This is a genomic window from Pseudomonas sp. BJa3, assembly GCF_026343815.1.
Lineage (GTDB): Bacteria > Pseudomonadota > Gammaproteobacteria > Pseudomonadales > Pseudomonadaceae > Aquipseudomonas > Aquipseudomonas soli.
The window spans coordinates 64,590-82,140 of record NZ_JAOXMC010000016.1 but is presented as its reverse complement, the minus strand read 5'-3'; the positions used below and the strand labels follow the sequence as shown (position 1 = coordinate 82,140).

Here is a 17,551-nt window from a genome sequence, read left to right as displayed (position 1 = left end):
CGGAGGGGCATCCTGGCCTCGCTCCGCCCATGCACAGGAATGGGGCAGCTACCTTAGCAACATTGCCGAAGAATGGAAGTCGCACCAAAGGCGCATGTTCATACGTGATTCCCCGAAGCTACTTACAAATTTTTCACCAAACTCGGCCACCGTCTAAGCTTCAGGCAAGCAACGCGAAAACACCTGGCCGGACTCAAGACTATGGGCGCACTGTGGCAATCGGAACCAACCAGAACGGAAGCACCCAAAGAAACTCAGGCTGAAGCCCCCTTGTCCAAGACTCCACGTCAGCGCCGCCTGTGGTGGCGCCTGATCCTGCTTATCCTGCTGGTGGCACTGGTGGCGGTAGGTTTGGCCGCCTACGACGAATTCCAGACCTCGCGCCTGCAGTCCCGTGAATTCAGCCGCCTGGCCGGCACCCTGACCTATGCCCTGGAGCCCGGCCCGAGCGATGCCATCGTCTACCCGGGCGACGGCCCGTTCGACAAACGCCTGGGCTACAGCGCCCTGGGCGAGTTCCTGCCACGACTGCTCAAGCGCGACTACCTGATCAACCAGCAAGTGCGCTTCTCCCCGGCGCTGATGAACTACGTCGAACACGGCCTGTTCGTGCCCTACGTGGAGAAGATCCAGGCTGGCCTGTCGATCACCGACTGCCGCGGCGACATGCTCTACCAGTACAACTACCCGCAGCACCTGTATCCGAATTTCGCCGCGATCCCGCCGGTGATGGTCAACAGCCTGCTGTTCATCGAGAACCGCGACCTGCTCGACCCGAAGGACCCGCAGAACAACCCGGCGGTGGATTGGCCCCGCTTCGCCAAGGCGGCCTACAGCCAGATTGCCAAATACCTGGCCCTGCCCGGCCAATCTGCCGGTGGCAGCACCCTGGCCACCCAGCTTGAGAAGTATCGCCACTCGCCGGACGGGCTGACCGTCTCCGGCGCCGAGAAGATCCGCCAGATGATCTCCGCCAGCGTACGCGCCTACCAGGGCGGCCCCGACACCACCGAGGCCCGCGAACGCATCGTGCGCGACTACCTCAACAGCGTGCCGCTGTCGGCCGTCCCTGGCCACGGTGAGGTGCACGGCATGGCGGAAGGCTTGCGGGTGTGGTACGGCGCCGACTTCGATCAGGTCAACCAGGCCCTCACCTCCACCGCCACCGACGACAAGAGCATGGCCGAGCGCGGACTGGCCCTGCGCCAGGTGCTGTCGCTGATGATCGCCCAGCGCCGCCCCTCGCATTACCTGTCCAAGGGCCGCATCGAACTGGCGGAACTGACCGATTCGCATATACGGGTACTCGCCGCCAACGCAGTCATCGACCGTCCACTGGCCGACGCTGCCCTTGCCAGCAAGGCGGTGTACCGCGACTGGGTGGCCCAGCCGACCATCGTGCCGATCATCACCAACAAAGGCATCAGCCTGGCCCGTAACCGCCTGGCAGCCATGCTCAACCGGCCGCTGTACGACCTCGACCGCCTCGACCTGTCAGCCACCAGCACCCTGCAGGCCGACCTGCAAGTGCAGGTCAGCCAGTATCTGAAGAACCTCGCCGACCCGGCGTTCGCCGCACAGCTCGGCCTGATCGGCGAACGCCTGCTGACCAGCAAGACCACCGACCAGGTCAGCTACAGCTTCACCCTGTTCGAACGCACCGCCGACGGCTCGCGGGTACGGGTGCAGACCGACAGCACCAACCAGCCCTTCGACATCAACGAAGGCAGCAAGCTTGAACTGGGCTCCACCGCCAAGCTGCGGGTGCTTACCACCTACCTGGAAATCGTTGCCGAGCTGCACGACAAATACGCCGGCAAACCCGCCGCCGAACTGAAGAAAGTCCCGGTGGCCGAGCTCGACCGCATCAGCCAGTGGTCACTCGAATGGCTGATGCAGAACGGCAAGAACCAGAGCCTGGACGCCATGCTCGATGCAGCCCTCGAGCGCAAGTACTCGGCCAACACCGGCGAAGCCTTCTTCACCGGCGGCGGCATGCACGTGTTCAACAACTTCCGCAAGGAAGACAACAACCGCAACCCGACCCTCAAGGATGCCCTGCGCGAGTCGATCAACCTGCCGTTCATCCGCCTGATGCGCGACATCGTGCGCTACGTCACCTACCAGCAGCCGTTCAATCGCGAGCCGCTGCTCAGGGACGACAGCGACCCGCGCCGCCAGGAATACCTGGCGCGTTTCGCCGACCGCGAAGGCTCCAACTACACCATGCGCTTCTGGAAGAAATACCAGCGCAAGACCTCGCAGCAGCGCCTGGACACCTTCCTCGACAGCATGCGCGTGACCCCGCAGCGCCTGGCCGCGGTGCACCGCTACCTGTTCCCCGAAGCCGGCCAGGAAACCTTCAACGCCTTCGTCCGCGCCCACAGCAAGGACGACAAGAAGGCCATGGCCAAGCTCACCGATGGCCGTCTGGTGGAGATGTACGAGGCCTATGGCCCGGGCAAGTACGACCTGCCCGACCAGGGCTACATCGCCAAGGTCCACCCCTTGGACCTGTGGCTGCTCGGCTACCTGCTGAAAAACCCTGGCGCATCGCTCAAGGACGCCCTCAACGCCAGCCGCTTCGAACGCCAGGAGGTCTATAGCTGGCTGTTCAAGAGCCGCCACCAGGGCGCCCGCGACAGCCGCATCCGCACCATGGTCGAAATCGAGGCGTTCACCGACATCCACCAGCGCTGGAAGCGCGTGGGTTATCCGTTCGACCACCTGGTGCCGTCGCTGGCGACCGCCATCGGCAGCTCCGGCGACCGGCCGGCCGCCCTCTCCGAACTGGTCGGGATCATCCAGAACGATGGCGTGCGCCTGCCGACCCTGCGCATCGACACCTTGCACTTCGCCCAGAACACCCCGTACGAGACGCAACTGATCAGCGATCCGGACCGCGGTCAGCGGATATTGCCCGTCGAGGTCGCCCGGGCGCTCAAGGGCGCCATGTCGCAGGTGGTCGATGCCGGTACCGCGCGGCGCATCTCCGGCAGCTTCAAGTTGCACGACGGCACGCCGCTGGTGATGGGCGGCAAGACCGGCACCGGCGACAACCGTATCGAAAGCTTCGGCGCCGGCGGCCGGCTGATCGGCTCGCGCTCGCTGAACCGCACCGCCACCTTCGTGTTCTTTCTCGGCGACAACCACTTCGGCACCCTCACCGCGTTCGTTCCGGGGCGCACGGCCGAGGCCTTCACCTTTACCTCGGCACTGCCGGTGCAGGTGCTCAAGGGCATGGCGCCGATCCTCATGCCCTACCTGGAACCAGGCAACCCAACCGCCTGCAAGGCGCCGCAGGTGGCGGGCCAGTCGTGAATCATCAAGAAAACAGATGATAATCAACTGCATTTGAAGACTTGTCTTTAGATATATCTTGAGTAATATCTTGCGATATATCTAAACAGACGGAGCCCTCTCCATGCGTGACCACGATCCCTTCGAACGCCGCCCCGGCCGCGGCGAACGTGGCCCACGGGTATTCGCCCCGGGCGACCTGAAACTGCTGATGCTGTCGATGCTGGCCGAGCAACCGGGCCACGGCTACGACCTGATCCGCCAGATCGAGAGCCTCTTCGACGGCAGCTACAGCCCCAGCCCCGGGGTGATCTACCCGACCCTCAGCTACCTCGAGGAAGCCGAGCTGGTCACCGGCGCCATCCAGGGCAGCAAGCGCCTTTACGCCATCACCGATGCAGGTCGCAGCGCCCTGGCAGAACAGGCCGTCGCCCTCGACGGCGTGCGCATGCGCATCGAGGTGAGCAAGCGTGCCTTGCGCGGTCATGACCGCCCCGCGGAAATCCACGAAGCCGTCGGCAACCTGCGCCATGCCTTGCACATGCACAACGGCCGCTGGAGCGCCGAAGAGATCGAGCGGGTGCGCAACCTGCTCAACGAAACCGCCAAGGCCATCGCCTCCGGGCCGGCCATCCCTGCTACGGAGAACACCCCATGAGCAACACCATCCACCGCGTCAACCACGAGATCCGCCAACGCCGCCTCAACGTGCTGCGGGTCACCGACCTGACCCCGCGCATGCGCCGCATCACCCTGGGTGGCGCGGAGCTGGTGGGCTTCGCCAGCGTCGGCAGCGACGACCACATCAAGCTGCTGTTCGCCTGCACGCCCGAAGAACAGCAGGCCATTGAGGCCCGCAACCTCGGCCGCGACGGCGGCGCCCGACCAACCATGCGCGAGTACACGCCACGGCGTATCGACCTGGCGAACCTTGAACTGGATATCGACTTCGTCCTGCATGGCGACGGCCCCGCCTCCACCTGGGCCGCCCAGGCGGCGCCCGGCCAGACCCTGGACATCGCCGGCCCACGCGCCTCGATGGTGGTGCCGGACATCTTCGACAGCTACCTGCTGATCGGTGACGAAACCGCAATCCCGGCCATCGCCCGGCGCCTTGAAGAATTGCCGGCGGGGCGCCAGGTACTGGCGGTGATCCAGATCGAGGACGAGCAAGAGCGCCAGGCACTGGCCAGCAAGGCGCAAGTGGAGGTGATCTGGGTGCGCCGGCATGCAGAAGACCTGCTGGAGCGGGTCAGGCACCTGGCGCTGCCCCAGGGCCGGCTGTATGGCTGGGTGGCGCTGGAGAAGGCACTGACCCGGCAGGCCAAGGCGCTGTTGCTGGAAAAGGGCGTGCAGGAAGACGCCCTCAAGGCTGCCGCCTACTGGCGGGCCGACGGCACTGCCGACGACGAATGACGCCGGCCGGGCCTGTGGCAGCGGGCAAGCCCGTTGCCAGGGGGCCTGTTACTGCAGCTCCTGCTGCGGCGTCTCCTGCCCGGCGCAGCGCACCGCGCGCTTGCGGTTGTCCACCAGCACGCCGGTCAGCCCTTTCTGCTGGGTATCGAACAGCACCAGCACGCCGTCGATGCATTGCGCCACCTGCGGCGCCGGGGTCAGCGAGAGCTTGTAGTCCTCGCCGGGAATGGTCTTGAGCATGGTGAAGTCCTGCAGCAACAGGGCGTCCTCCGGCTTGGCGAAATGCAGGTAACCGTAGTACCAGAGGGCTCCCACCGTCACGATGATGCTGCCGACACCGGTCAGGATCAGTGGGATGGCGTTGCGTTCTTCACTCATTGCTTGTTCTTCTCGTCAGGATAGTTGGGTACTTCGGCCAGCCGACGCAGGCCGTTGAAGTGCGTGGGATCGTCCAGGAAGCGCAGCATCACCTGGCGCCAGGTCGGGTCGGCGAAGGTCTGCACATGATCACCACGAGTCAGTTGCAGCACCCGCGGCGGTGGTGCATGTCGGTACAGGCGCAGGCCGTTGTCCAGCGGCACCAGGTTGTCGTCGATGCTGTGGAAGAACAGCTTCGGCGGGCTGTCCAGACGCTCGATCGAGTGGATCGCGCTGTCGCCATCGGGCACCAGCCACGACAGCGGCACCTGCAGCGGCCAGGTCATCCACGAGGTACTCAGGGCATAACGCCCCACGGCCCGGTAGCTGGCCGGCACACCGTCGAATACCAAGGCGCTGAAACGCCGACGCTGCTCGGGATGCTGTGCCAGATAGTGAATGGCCATCGCCCCGCCGAGGCTCTGGCCCAGCAGCACCAGCGGCTTGTCCTGCACCTGGGGAGCGGCGTGCAGCCAGTCCAGGGCCGCGCCGATGTCGCCATACACCTCGGGCAACGTCGGTTTGCCCTGGGACAACCCATACCCGCGATAGTCAAGCATCAGCACCTGGTAGCCCTCTTTCGGCAGCCAGTAGCTGCCCCCTAGATGCCAGGCCAGGTTACCGCCGTTGCCATGCAGGTGCAGCACGGTGCCCTTGACCTCGACCCCCTGCGGCACCTGGATCCACCAGGCGTGCAGGCGCGTGCCGTCGGCGGCGGCGAGGCTCACGTCCTGATACTGCAAATGCGCCTGTGCCGGAGTGAACGGCTGGCCCGGCTCGGGGTAGAACAGCAGGCTGCTGCAGCCCCCCAGCAGCAGCAAACCGAGGCCGAAGGCGAGGTGACGGCAGGCGTCAGAGAATGTTCGCGTAGTCGGCTTCAATACGGTCCAGGCTCAGGTGGTTGAGGAAGTTGGAGAAGCACATCCACGCCGACAGCGCGTTGAGGTCGCGGAACTGTTCCGGCAGGTACTTGGGCGGCTCCACCAACCCCTCTTCGACCAGTTGGCGCAGGGTGCGCATGTCTTCCAGGGTGGTCTTGCCGCAGAACAACAACGGGATCTGTTCGAGCTTGCCCTTCTTCACGGCCAACTGAATGTAGTTGTAAACCATGATGAAGCCCTTGAGGTAGGACAAGTCCTTGGTGAATGGCAGGCCGTTGGGCACCGAGCCACGGAAGACGCGGCTGGCGTTGCTGTAGCTCTGGCCCATCTCGAAGCCCTGGCCACGGAAGAACTCGAAGACCTGCAGGAAGTCCGCGCCCTCCTCGACCATGTGGATGGCCCGGGTGCGGTTGGTGAGCTTGCGCAGGCGGCTGGGGTAGGAAGCGAAGGCGATCACTTCCATGAGGATCGCCAGGCCCTCCTGGGTCACCGTCGACGAGGGCGGCCCCTTGGCCAGGAAGGTGCAGATCGGCTGGTTCAGGCCATTGAGGGTGGTGCCGACATGCACCAACCCTTCGTGTACCTCCAGGGCCCGCACGTCGCGGCTGTTGAACATGGCGTCGGCGCGCACCTTGATGTAGTCGGCACCGGCCGCCGCGTCGGCGACGATACCGTCAGACTCGAACACGCGGATTGTTTCCTCGGCTTCACCGAACACCTTGTTCAAACGCCGCTGGAGAATCTCCACCGCTTCCTTGGCGGTGAGATTCTTCGGCTCGTCCTTCAGGTCGCCGCGGCCGTCGATGTTGTTCAGGTAGTCCGAGAGCATCAGGCCCAGGTCGGCCAGGGTCGGGTCACCGGCGTGGAAGGCATCGGAGGCGGCGCCATAGAGCTCCTGGGAGATCAGGCCGAAATCCTCCGTGCCTCGCGCCTCGAGCATACGCACCACCATGCGGTACTCCTTGCACATGCGCCGCATGATCTGGCCGACCGGGTTGAACTGGCCCAGCTGCCGGGTGATGTCGCGCTCGATGCTCTGGAACTCGGCCTTCACCGCGCTGGAATCGAACGACAACGGCCGGTTCTGGTAATAGGCGCGATCCACCGCAGGCGGCTCCTTGCCCTTGGCCTTGAGGAAGCCCTGGCGGATGCCGTCGTCCCATTTCACTGCGTCAAGCACACGGATCGGGGTCTGCGTGGCGACAATGCGATCGGACAGGCTGCGGATGGTTTGCTGGTATTCGTCCACCGGGGACTCCTTGTTGAAGCCTGTCGCAACGTTGCGTGGAAGTAGGCTTGCCCCGCGAGGAGGCCGGTATGCTCAGTGCTATTTGGCGGAACGCTGGAAGCGTGCCACTTCGACGAACAGGTCGGAGTTGGCCGGGTCGTCCAGGTAGGCCAGCACACGCTCCGTCGGGCTGTCGATCAGCACGCCGGGGCCATTGTCTTCGGGCACCTGGGTGCTGCGTCCGCTCAGCTCCTTCTCGTCCACGGCCTGCTGGACCTGCTCGACATCGAGGTTGTAGACCACCAGTTGCTTGCCGTCGATTACCTCGAAGCCGCCGATCAGGAAGTTGCCACCCAGCCGCTTGGGCACGCCCGCCGACAGGTACCAGCGGTTGCCATGCCGAGCCACGGTGAAGACGTATTCCTGGGGCGCCTTGCCCTGGGCACGGGCCACTGCCTTGTAGGTGTTGCCACCGGCGCGGCTGATACTCAGCTTGAGCGGCTGGCCCCAGGCGTCCTTGCTGCTCCACTGCCCGAGTAGGGCCTTAGGCGCTGGCTGGTTGGCCGGCAGCGGTTCGTCGAAGGTCACCAGACAACCGCCCAGCAGGAGGAATGACAAGGTCAACAACACCACACGCCAGGCTTTCATCAGGTTCTCCTTGAAAAATCGTTCGCCACTCAGGCCGAGGCCAGCACCATCTGCAGGTATCGGACAAGGATAGCGAGCATCTGCTCATCGGCCTGCGCATTCGCATCCTTGAGCAGGCCCTGATATTCCATCTGCTCGATAATCGCCGTCAACATCTGGGCATCCTCTTCCGGCTGGCGCGAGCCGACCACCTGCAGTATCTGGCGCGCGCCATGCAGCAGGATCTGCTCGTGGGCCTGCACGAGTTCAGCCAGACGCGGGCACAGCAACGCCTCCTGGCGGAAGGCCTGCTCGGCCATGAGGAAATCGCGGCGGTTGTTCAGTTGGCGCAGCACGTAGTCGGCCAGCATGCGCGCCACTTCATCGGCCAGGTGCGCCCGGGCCTCGTGGCTGCCGTCGCCCTGGGCCAGCAACTGGCGCAGCACGCCTTCGGTGTTGGTCCAGAGCTTGGCCATGTAGGCCGCGCTGCGCTCGACGTACTGGGCGAAGGTGTCGGCCAGCAGGTCCTGGATATCCTTGAAGTAGTAGGTGGTGGCCGACAGCGGCACGCCGGCCTCGGCGGCCACGGCGCGGTGGCGCACACCGCGCACGCCATCGCGCACGACGATGCGCATGGCGGCGTCGAGGATCTGCTGGCGGCGTTGCTCGCTGCCCTGTCGGGCGGTCTTGCGGCCTTGGTACTGCACGCTTTCGGCGACGGCGGTGGCGATGCCGGCGGCGCCCTGGTGGGGCATGGCGGGGGTCACTCGGGTTTACCTCACGAACAGTGGGTTGCCTGTACCGGCCTCATCGCGGGGCCCGTAGAAACAACATAAAGTTTCAGGCAAGAAAAAGCCGCCTCGAAAGGCGGCTTGTTCAGATCACTCAGGCCTGTGGACGCATGTGCGGGAACAGGATCACGTCGCGGATCGACGGCGAGTTGGTCAGCAGCATCACCAGGCGGTCGATGCCGATGCCTTCACCGGCGGTCGGCGGCATGCCGTACTCCAGTGCGCGGACGAAATCGGCGTCGTAGTGCATGGCTTCGTCGTCACCGGCGTCCTTTTCGGCCACCTGGGCCAGGAAGCGCTCGGCCTGGTCTTCGGCATCGTTGAGCTCGGAGTAGGCGTTGGCGATCTCGCGGCCACCGATGAACAGCTCGAAGCGGTCGGTCACGGCCGGGTTGTCGTCGTTGCGACGGGCCAGCGGCGAGACTTCGAACGGGTACTCGGTGATGAAGTGCGGCTGCTCCAGCTTGTGCTCGACCAGCTCTTCGAAAATCATCACCTGCAGCTTGCCCAAGCCCTCGTGGCCGAGCACCTTGGCGCCAGCCTTCTTGGCGATCTCGCGGGCACGGTCGACGTCCTGCAGGTCGGCGGCGGTGAGTTCCGGGTTGTACTTGAGGATCGAGTCGAACACCGACAGGCGCACGAACGGCTCGCCGAAGTGGAACACCTTGTCGCCGTACGGCACGTCGGTGCTGCCCAGCACCAGCTGCGCCAGCTCGCGGAACAGTTCCTCGGTGAGGTCCATGTTGTCGCGGTAGTCGGCGTAGGCCTGGTAGAACTCGAGCATGGTGAATTCTGGGTTGTGACGAGTCGAAACGCCTTCGTTACGGAAGTTGCGGTTGATCTCGAACACTTTCTCGAAACCACCGACCACCAGGCGCTTGAGGTACAGCTCCGGGGCGATGCGCAGGAACATGGCCATGTCCAGCGCGTTGTGGTGGGTTTCGAACGGCTTGGCCGCGGCGCCGCCGGGGATGGTCTGCAGCATCGGGGTTTCCACTTCGAGGAAGTCGCGCTCGATGAGGAACTTGCGGATGTGCGAGATCACCTGCGAACGCACACGGAAGGTGTGGCGGGTTTCCTCGTTGACCATCAGGTCGACGTAGCGCTGGCGGTAGCGCTGCTCGGTGTCGGTCAGGCCGTGGTGCTTGTCCGGCAGCGGGCGCAGCGACTTGGTCAGCAGGCGCACGTTGGTCATTTCGACGTACAGGTCGCCCTTGCCGGAACGGGCCAGGGTACCTTCGGCGCTGATGATGTCGCCCAGGTCCCAGGTCTTGACCGCGGCCAGGGTCTCTTCCGGCAGGGTCTTGCGGTTGACGTAGACCTGGATGCGGCCGGTCATGTCCTGGATGACCATGAACGAGCCACGGTTGAGCATGATGCGACCAGCAACCTTGACCGGAATGGCGGCGGCTTCCAGCTCTTCCTTGGTCTTGTCCGCGTACTGTTTCTGCAGGTCGTTGCAGTAGCTGTCGCGACGGAAGTCGTTGGGGAAGGCGTTGCCCTTGGCGCGCTCGGCGGCAAGTTTTTCCTTGCGCAGCGCGATCAGGGTGTTTTCTTCCTGTTGCAGGTCTTGCGCTTCGGTCTTGAGGTCGCTCATGTCGTCATTCTTTCCATCAGGTATTCGTTGCCCTCGCGGGTGAGGGATCGCGGGGCAAGCCCGCTCCCACGGGCCCGCCACGGCGGTGATGCTTACAGCCCCTGCTTGAGGCTCGCTTCCAGGTACTGGTCGAGGTCGCCGTCCAGGACCTTCTGGCAGTCGCTGCGCTCGACGCCGGTACGCAGGTCCTTGATGCGCGAGTCGTCGAGCACGTAGGAACGGATCTGGTGACCCCAGCCGATGTCCGACTTGCTGTCTTCCAGCGCCTGCGAGGCGGCATTGCGCTTCTGCATCTCCAGCTCGTACAACTTGGCCCGCAGCATTTTCATGGCGGTGTCCTTGTTGGCGTGCTGGGAACGTTCGTTCTGGCAAGCCACCACGGTGTTGGTCGGCACGTGGGTGATACGCACCGCCGAGTCGGTGGTGTTGACGTGCTGGCCACCGGCGCCGGAGGAGCGGTAGGTGTCGATGCGCAGGTCGGACGGGTTGATCTCGATCTCGACCTTGTCGTCGATCTCGGGCGAGACGAACACCGCCGAGAACGAGGTGTGGCGACGGGCGCCGGAGTCGAACGGGCTCTTGCGCACCAGGCGGTGCACGCCGATCTCGGTGCGCAGCCAGCCGAAGGCGTACTCGCCCTTGATGTGCACGGTGGCGCCCTTGATGCCGGCGACTTCACCTTCGGACAGTTCGATGATGGTGGCGTCGAAGCCGCGCTTGTCGGCCCAGCGCAGGTACATGCGCAGCAGAATGTTGGCCCAGTCCTGGGCCTCGGTGCCGCCGGAGCCGGCCTGAATATCCAGATAGGCGTTGTTCATGTCCATCTCGCCGCTGAACATGCGACGGAACTCGAGCTGGGCGAGGGATTCCTCGAGCCCTTGCAGCTCGGTCTCGACATCGCCGACAGCGCCTTCATCGCCCTCTTCGACAGCCATGTCGAGCAGGTCCTTGCAGTCGGACAGACCGTTGGCCAGTTTATCGAGGGTCTCGACCACCTGTGCCAGCATCGCGCGCTCACGGCCCAAGGCCTGGGCATACTCGGGCTTGTTCCAGACTGCGGCGTCTTCCAGCTCGCGGTTTACTTCGACCAGACGATCATGTTTGTGATCGTAGTCAAAGATACCCCCGAATAGACTGGGAACGCTCGGTGAGGTCCTTGATGGTGTTCAGGATCGGTTGGATTTCCATGGGCGGGCAGCTCTCGTGCGAATTCGGTGAAAAGCCCGCGAGTATAACCGAGTCTGCGCCACCGCGGCAGACCCGCCGGGCGGTATCGCCGGGCGCAGGGGTCGCCACAACCCACAGATTGAGTCAACGACCGACATTCACCCCTTCAGCGCCTTCTTGGGATAGATATCGTACCGGCTCGATTTCCCCTCGAGACTGTGACTCGGCTTGCCTCCCTCGATGATCGGCGCCTTGCGCGGCCGCTTGACCACCACCCGGTGGGTGGCCAGCGCCAGGGCGGCCTCGAGCAGGGCAGGTGCATCGAGGTCATCGCCGACCAGCGGCCTGAACACCCGCATCTCCTTCTTCACCAGCGCGCTCTTGTCACGATGCGGGAACATCGGATCGAGGTAGATCACCTGCGGCGCCTCCCCCTCCCACGCACGCATGCGCTCGATGGCATTGCCTGTCAGCAGTTGCATGCGCGCGACGATCGGGCCGATTTCGGCATCCCCCCGCGCCCGCGCCAAACCGTCCTCCAGCAGCGCGGCAATCAATGGCTGGCGCTCGATCAGGGTCATCTCGCAGCCCAGGCTGGCCAGCACGAACGCGTCCTTGCCCAGCCCCGCCGTGGCATCGAGCACCCGCGGCCGCACGCCTTGGGCGATACCGACCGCCTTGGCGATCATCTGCCCGTTGCCACCGCCGTACAGCCGTCGATGCGCCGCCTGCCCCTCGACGAAATCCACCCGCACAGGCCCGGGTGCCTGCGGCCCCAGTTGCTGGATCTGCAGGCCCTCGGCGCCCAGCTGCACGGCAAACTCCGCCGCCTCGTCAACCAGCGGCAAGCCCAGTCGCTGCGCCCATGCTTCGGCCTGCGCCTGGAATTGCGCGGCCAACGCCTCGACCCTGATACCCGCCGCCTGTTGTTGCTCTAACATCGATTCGCGCACTCGAAAAAAATTAATGTAACCCCGGCCAGAGCCGATACAGGCAATATCCCGCTATTCTGCCAGAGCACAACGCCCGCGACTGCCATGACAGACACTCTTCCCATTGGCTTGACCTACTTGTCGCCCGTCGGCAACTACGGTCGACAGAATACCCAGGCACTGGGTGGCGTCAGCCACCTGTGGCAGGATTTCTTTGCCCGCGCCATGGCAGAGCAACAGGAAGGCGAAGTCGACGGTTTCAGCCAGGCGCTGATGCAGTGCGACCAGGAGAGCGGCGAACCGATCGGCGGCGCCCGCGCCCTGGCCCTGATCGATGCCCAGCGCGCCCTGCCGGTTCACGACACCGAGGTGGCACCACCCGAGCCGCTGTTCCTGCCCAAGGCGGAACTCGAGGCCAAACTGCTGCCACCTGCCCCCGAGCCCTTCGACACCGTCGAGTTGATCGAGCAGCAACGCCAGCTCGACATCGACAACAGCTGGGTGCGTCCAGTGGTCATGAGCCAGGGCCACCCCATCGCCGAGCCCGGCCCTGGCCCAACGCCACGCCCGCTGTTCCTGCCCATCGCCGAGTTCGAGACCGGCCTGCTCGACCCTGCGCCCGAGCCCTTCGACGACAGCACGCTGGCCAAACAGCAGAACGACCTGGAATTCGATATCCACTGGGCGCGCCCGGTTGTGCTGAACAACGTGCGCCTGCACGCCTGAACCTCAGCGGCAGATCTGCCAGAAACCCATGTCCGCATGGAAGTGATTGTGATGGGCGGCGTTGTACTCCGGCCCCAGCACCGTGCTGAAACTTGCGCACGCCGCCTCCTGCACCTGGCGCAGGAAGTCCGCCTTGCGCCCGTCTCCCTGCCAGTCCCGCGCCAGCACGATGCGCTGGCCGTCCTGCAGGCGAAAACCACTGATATCCAGGGCATTGGCGCTGGCATGCTGGCTGAGCCGACCTTGCTTGCGGTGGTAGACGTTGCGGCAGGCAAAGCTGCCCAGGTGATCGACCTGGGTCACTGGCTGGCCGAACACCCGCTGCGCAGCCGGTTGCAACCCATGCACTTCGAACAGCGCATAGGCCACGGCCAGCGGGCAGCTGGCGAGGAAGCTGCTGCTGAGCCGCGCCTGCCCGCCTTCGATGCGCCAGACGTTGCGCAACGGGCAGTTGGCCGCCGCCGGGCTGTCGCTTTGCGGCCGATAGCGCAATGATGAAGTCTGCAAGGCCTGGCGGCACAGCTCGGGGTCGGCGCGCAGGCGCGACAGCTTGTAGGGTGTCAGCAGGTTCGGCGGCTGCCGCACATCCAGCACCGCCCATGGGTTCCAGGCATCCGCCGGGCGCCAACCGAGCCACCAGGCAACAAGCACGGCCAGCAGCAGGCTGGCCAGTACGGTCAACGTTTTGCCCATGCAGCCTCAGCGACGGAAGAGGTCATTGAGCTGAGCGAATGGCAAAGCCTGCTCGCCATAACTGAAAGTGCCCTGCTCATGGATCTCCAGCGCGGCCCGCTGCAAAGCGCCCAGGGCGGCACGCGCCAGCGATGAGCCGACACTGATGCGCTTGACGCCCAGGTCTTGCAACTGGCTCACGCTCAAGGGTACGCCCGCCATGCCCATCAGCACGTTCACCGGCCTTGGCGCCACGGCCTGCACCACCGCACGGATCTCATCGACGCTGCGCAGCCCCGGGGCATACAGCACATCGGCGCCGGCCTCGGCATAGGCTTGCAGCCTGCGAATGGTGTCATCCAGGTCGAGACGCCCGTGCAGCAGGTTCTCGGCGCGCGCGCAAAGGGTGAAGGGGAACGGCAGGCCGCGGGCAGCCTGCACGGCGGCGCGTACACGCGCCACGGACAGGTCGAAGTCGTAGATCGGCACTTCGGCGCGACCGCTGGCATCTTCGATCGAACCGCCCACCAACCCCACCTCGGCGGCGCGCAGAATGGTCTGTGCGCAGTCTTCGGGCAATTCGCCGAAGCCGTTTTCCAGGTCCGCCGCCACCGGCAATGGCGTGGCATCGACGATCGCCTGGGCGTTGCCCAGGGTTTCCTCGAGCGTCAGCGCGCCCTCGGCATCCGGCCGCCCCAGGCTGAACGCCAGCCCCGCGCTGGTCGTGGCCAGCGCTTCGTATCCCAGGCTGGCCAACAGCCTGGCGGAGCCGGCGTCCCACGGGTTGGGGATGACGAACGCGCCATCTCGCTCGTGGAGCGCCTTGAAAGCTTCGGCTCGCAGGGTTTGCACATCCATGGTTCAACCTCCCGGCAGTCAGATCAAAGTAACCCCAGTTGTTCGACCTCAGGGGCGCGGGGCAATTCAGGCAGCGCTGCAAGGCCCGGCAGGCGAGCCATCAGCCGCTGGTGGAAACGCTGGGCCAGCGCCGCCGCCAGGCGATTGTCGGAAGTATGCAGGAACACGTAGGGGCTGCGGCCCTCTTCAACCCATGCAGCGACCTTGTCGATCCATGGGGTGAGAAAGGTCTCGTTGGCCTCGAGCTGCGGATGGCCGATGAAACGCACCTGCGGAGACTGGCTGAAGGCCGCTGGCCGCGGCGGCACCTTGGGTTTCTTGGCCTGGGCATGGAGCACCGCGGGCTCGCGCGAGGTGCAACTGAACAACGCACGCGGATCCAGGCAGATACGCTCGACTCCACGTTCATGCAGCAGGCGATTGAGCTGACGCTCCTCCTCGCCCCGGGCGAAGAAGGCGTCGTTGCGCACCTCAACCGCTACCGCCACACCGATCTCATCAAGGAAATGCGCCAGCTCGCCCAGCCGCGACGGGCCGAACATTGCCGGCAACTGCAGCCAGTACGGCGCCACGCGCTCACCCAGGGGAGCCATCAGCCGAGTGAAGTCGACGGCCGCATCGAGTTGTTCACGCAGGTCGCCGGCATGGCTTACATCGCCGGGAAACTTGGCGGTGAAGCGAAACCCCGACGGCATGATCTGCGCCCAACGCTCGACGGTCGCCGGCGCGGGACGGGCATAGAAGGTGGTATTGCCTTCAACGGCGTTGAATACCTGGCTGTAGAGCCCGAGGAACTCGCCGCTACGGGCGTCGGCGGGATAGAGGTACTCGCGCCAGGCGTTTTCAGCCCAGGACGGGCAACCGAGGAAATAAGGGAGAGGTGATGACGTCATCCATCAAATGTACAGGTCCAGCCCCAGCACTTCCATCTCCCAGTCGGTGAAGCCGGCGGTGGTCAGGTAGCTGGCCAGGGCGGTGGAGGTACGGCGGTTGCGGGCGCGGGGGAAGATCAGGTCCTGCTGGCGGGCCGGCAGGTTCTCGCCGCGACGGCTGGCGCGGCTGATCTGCGCGTCGATGTCCTCGATGATCTCGGCATCGGCTTCATCGATGGCTTCGTCACGCGCCGGCGCCTTGCGTGGCGCACGCTTGATGGGGTAGCTCTGTGAGGAGAAGCCGTCGATACGCATGACAAAGGCACTCAGGATCAATGATGGCAATTTAGCAGCATCAGGAATCCTTCGCTAATGCCCGAACTGATAACTGGACCACAGTTCGCGCAAAAGGTTTTATCGTGAACGGCGATAGCCGACGAAATGCCTTCAACGCGCCTTGGGCGTAGCCACATTATCGCGCAAGTAGACCGGTTGCGCCTGCTCGGCGACCACCGCCTCGCCCCGTGCCCAGGCGAAGCCGGCCAGGGAGAGGATATCCAGGGCGCTAGGCAACGCACCCGCATCGATGGCAGATACCTGCACGGCCAGGCGCTCGGCGTAGCCCCAGCCGGTACCGGCACCGAACCATGCCTCGCCCGCGCCTTGTGGCAGGGCCACACCCTCCGGTGGCAGTACCGCCTCGTGGCCGACCAGACGCATCTCGCCCTGTTCGGCGCGGTAGCAACCCCAGTACACCTCGTCCATGCGCGCATCGATGGCCGCGGCCACCTGCTGCACGCCACGCTCACGCAAGGCGCCCTGAGCCAAGGCCGCCAGGTTGGATGTCGGCAGCACTGGGCGCTCCAAGGCGAAAGCCAGGCCCTGGACCACGCCGATGGCGATACGCACGCCGGTGAAGGCGCCCGGGCCACGGCCGAAGGCGATGGCATCCAGCGCGCTCAGCGCCACGCCCGATTCGGCCAGCAACTGCTTGATCATCGGAAGCAGCTTCTGCGCGTGCATGCGCGGGATCACCTCGTAATGGCTGGTCACCTTGCCGTCATGCAGCAGGGCGACGGAACAGGCTTCGGTAGCGGTATCCAGGGCCAGCAAGGTGGTCATCGAGCAAGGTATCCAGGCAACAGGGAAAAGAGCGGCAGTATAAACGACAACGGCCCGCAAGCGGGCCGTCGTGACACACGGTGATGGATCAGCTCAGGGCTGCCAGCACCTTGGCAGTGATCGATTCGACCGAACCGACGCCCTCGATGTGGCTGTACTTCGGTTTGCCGGCGTTGGCGGCCGACAGCTTCTGGTAGAAGTCCACCAGCGGCTTGGTCTGGCTGTGGTAGACCGACAGGCGGTGACGCACGGTTTCTTCCTTGTCGTCATCGCGCTGGATCAGGTCTTCGCCGGTGACGTCGTCCTTGCCTTCCACCTTCGGCGGATTGTACTGGATGTGGTAGGTGCGGCCGGATGCCAGGTGCACGCGGCGGCCAGCCATGCGGCCGACGATTTCTTCGTCGTCCACGGCGATTTCGACCACTGCGTCGATGTCGACGCCAGCGGCGACCATGGCTTCAGCCTGCGGGATGGTGCGCGGGAAGCCGTCGAACAGGCAGCCGTTGGCGCAGTCAGCCTGCGCGATGCGCTCCTTGACCAGGCTGATGATCAGCTCGTCGGAGACCAGCTGGCCGGCATCCATGACCTTTTTCAGCTCCAGGCCCAGTGGGGTACCGGCCTTGACGGCGGCACGCAGCATGTCACCGGTGGAGATCTGGGGAATACCGAACTTCTCGGTGATGAACTTTGCCTGAGTACCTTTACCGGCCCCGGGAGCTCCCAGCAGAATTACGCGCATCTTGTGCTCCTCATATTTTTTATGCAAATCAACGGATTCGGCGCACAAGGCCAATTCCGGAAAAATCGGTCGAGACCGCAAAATCGGTCAAAAGGCTGCTCAAGATACACAGCACCCGCCCCCCCGACAAGCGTCCCAAAGTGGCAGGAACGCGCCACTTGTAGCCTGCCAGAGGACAGGTTGCGCCAGGCGCAACCGGCCGCGCG

The 17,551-nt window shown here is 64.7% G+C and carries 18 protein-coding genes; 4 read left to right on the top strand and 14 right to left on the bottom strand.

The annotated features are described in order from the left end of the window. Positions 1-201 precede the first annotated feature (201 nt). The 3 genes from OH705_RS20010 to OH705_RS20000 all read left to right on the top strand — a co-directional run bounded on the left by OH705_RS20010 (position 202) and on the right by OH705_RS20000 (position 4,716). Entirely contained in the window at positions 202-3,321 is a 3,120-nt protein-coding gene (locus tag OH705_RS20010; RefSeq protein ID WP_110605200.1) for a biosynthetic peptidoglycan transglycosylase, read from the top strand. Between the two features lie 103 nt (positions 3,322-3,424). Further along, the gene (locus OH705_RS20005) at positions 3,425-3,958 is read left to right on the top strand and encodes a PadR family transcriptional regulator (protein WP_267302833.1); all 534 of its coding nucleotides are present in this window, start codon (positions 3,425-3,427) and stop codon (positions 3,956-3,958) included. After that, a complete protein-coding gene (locus OH705_RS20000; RefSeq protein ID WP_038706672.1) occupies positions 3,955-4,716 on the top strand; it encodes a siderophore-interacting protein in 762 nt (253 codons plus the stop codon). Before OH705_RS20005 ends, OH705_RS20000 begins: the two co-directional genes overlap by 4 nt. A gap of 48 nt (positions 4,717-4,764) precedes the next feature. Here the strand turns inward: OH705_RS20000 and OH705_RS19995 are convergent, their stop codons facing one another. The 8 genes from OH705_RS19995 to OH705_RS19960 all read right to left on the bottom strand — a co-directional run bounded on the left by OH705_RS19995 (position 4,765) and on the right by OH705_RS19960 (position 12,365). After that, entirely contained in the window at positions 4,765-5,094 is a 330-nt protein-coding gene (locus OH705_RS19995; RefSeq protein ID WP_023632434.1) for a hypothetical protein, read from the bottom strand. After that, on the bottom strand, positions 5,091-6,014 hold the full coding sequence (locus tag OH705_RS19990; RefSeq protein WP_263160304.1) for an alpha/beta hydrolase: 924 nt from the start codon (positions 6,012-6,014) through the stop codon (positions 5,091-5,093). Before OH705_RS19990 ends, OH705_RS19995 begins: the two co-directional genes overlap by 4 nt. Continuing rightward, on the bottom strand, positions 5,986-7,263 hold the full coding sequence (locus OH705_RS19985) for a flavohemoglobin expression-modulating QEGLA motif protein (protein ID WP_023632436.1): 1,278 nt from the start codon (positions 7,261-7,263) through the stop codon (positions 5,986-5,988). The genes OH705_RS19990 and OH705_RS19985 overlap by 29 nt, the downstream gene beginning before the upstream one ends. Positions 7,264-7,341: 78 nt before the next feature. Next, complete coding sequence (locus OH705_RS19980; protein WP_023632437.1) at positions 7,342-7,890, bottom strand: hypothetical protein; 549 nt, start codon at positions 7,888-7,890, stop codon at positions 7,342-7,344. A gap of 29 nt (positions 7,891-7,919) precedes the next feature. Next, on the bottom strand, positions 7,920-8,624 hold the full coding sequence (locus OH705_RS19975) for a TetR/AcrR family transcriptional regulator (protein WP_267302843.1): 705 nt from the start codon (positions 8,622-8,624) through the stop codon (positions 7,920-7,922). A gap of 130 nt (positions 8,625-8,754) precedes the next feature. Continuing rightward, positions 8,755-10,257 carry a lysine--tRNA ligase gene (lysS, locus tag OH705_RS19970; protein WP_023630948.1) on the bottom strand — a complete coding sequence of 501 codons (1,503 nt, stop codon included), beginning with the start codon at positions 10,255-10,257 and terminating at the stop codon, positions 8,755-8,757. A 92-nt stretch (positions 10,258-10,349) separates the two neighbouring features. Further along, positions 10,350-11,445 (bottom strand): peptide chain release factor 2 gene (gene prfB / locus OH705_RS19965; protein ID WP_104444985.1). Its coding sequence is split into 2 segments (ribosomal slippage): positions 10,350-11,372 and positions 11,374-11,445, totalling 1,095 coding nucleotides; the frame shifts between segments, so codons are not numbered across the junction. A 137-nt stretch (positions 11,446-11,582) separates the two neighbouring features. Continuing rightward, on the bottom strand, positions 11,583-12,365 hold the full coding sequence (locus tag OH705_RS19960; RefSeq protein WP_038706674.1) for a class I SAM-dependent methyltransferase: 783 nt from the start codon (positions 12,363-12,365) through the stop codon (positions 11,583-11,585). 96 nt (positions 12,366-12,461) lie between these two features. Here OH705_RS19960 and OH705_RS19955 point away from each other — a divergent pair, with 96 nt between their 5' ends. Then, on the top strand, positions 12,462-13,082 hold the full coding sequence (locus tag OH705_RS19955) for a hypothetical protein (protein ID WP_038706675.1): 621 nt from the start codon (positions 12,462-12,464) through the stop codon (positions 13,080-13,082). A 3-nt stretch (positions 13,083-13,085) separates the two neighbouring features. On the opposite strand, the gene OH705_RS19950 is transcribed toward OH705_RS19955, so the two are convergent. From OH705_RS19950 to adk, 6 genes are all read right to left on the bottom strand, one after another. Further along, on the bottom strand, positions 13,086-13,775 hold the full coding sequence (locus OH705_RS19950) for an extensin family protein (RefSeq protein WP_038706676.1): 690 nt from the start codon (positions 13,773-13,775) through the stop codon (positions 13,086-13,088). Positions 13,776-13,781: 6 nt separating this feature from the next. Then, on the bottom strand, positions 13,782-14,612 hold the full coding sequence (locus OH705_RS19945; RefSeq protein WP_267302832.1) for an isocitrate lyase/PEP mutase family protein: 831 nt from the start codon (positions 14,610-14,612) through the stop codon (positions 13,782-13,784). A gap of 23 nt (positions 14,613-14,635) precedes the next feature. Continuing rightward, a complete protein-coding gene (locus OH705_RS19940) occupies positions 14,636-15,505 on the bottom strand; it encodes a DUF72 domain-containing protein (protein WP_023632773.1) in 870 nt (289 codons plus the stop codon). A 3-nt stretch (positions 15,506-15,508) separates the two neighbouring features. Next, positions 15,509-15,799 (bottom strand): hypothetical protein, encoded by a 291-nt coding sequence (locus tag OH705_RS19935; protein ID WP_038707592.1) that lies wholly within the window; start codon positions 15,797-15,799, stop codon positions 15,509-15,511. Positions 15,800-15,931: 132 nt separating this feature from the next. After that, positions 15,932-16,606 (bottom strand): tRNA (adenosine(37)-N6)-threonylcarbamoyltransferase complex dimerization subunit type 1 TsaB, encoded by a 675-nt coding sequence (tsaB, locus tag OH705_RS19930; protein WP_094012414.1) that lies wholly within the window; start codon positions 16,604-16,606, stop codon positions 15,932-15,934. A gap of 88 nt (positions 16,607-16,694) precedes the next feature. Then, positions 16,695-17,345, bottom strand: coding sequence for an adenylate kinase (gene adk / locus OH705_RS19925; protein ID WP_023632584.1), 651 nt, complete (start codon positions 17,343-17,345; stop codon positions 16,695-16,697). Positions 17,346-17,551: the final 206 nt, after the last annotated feature.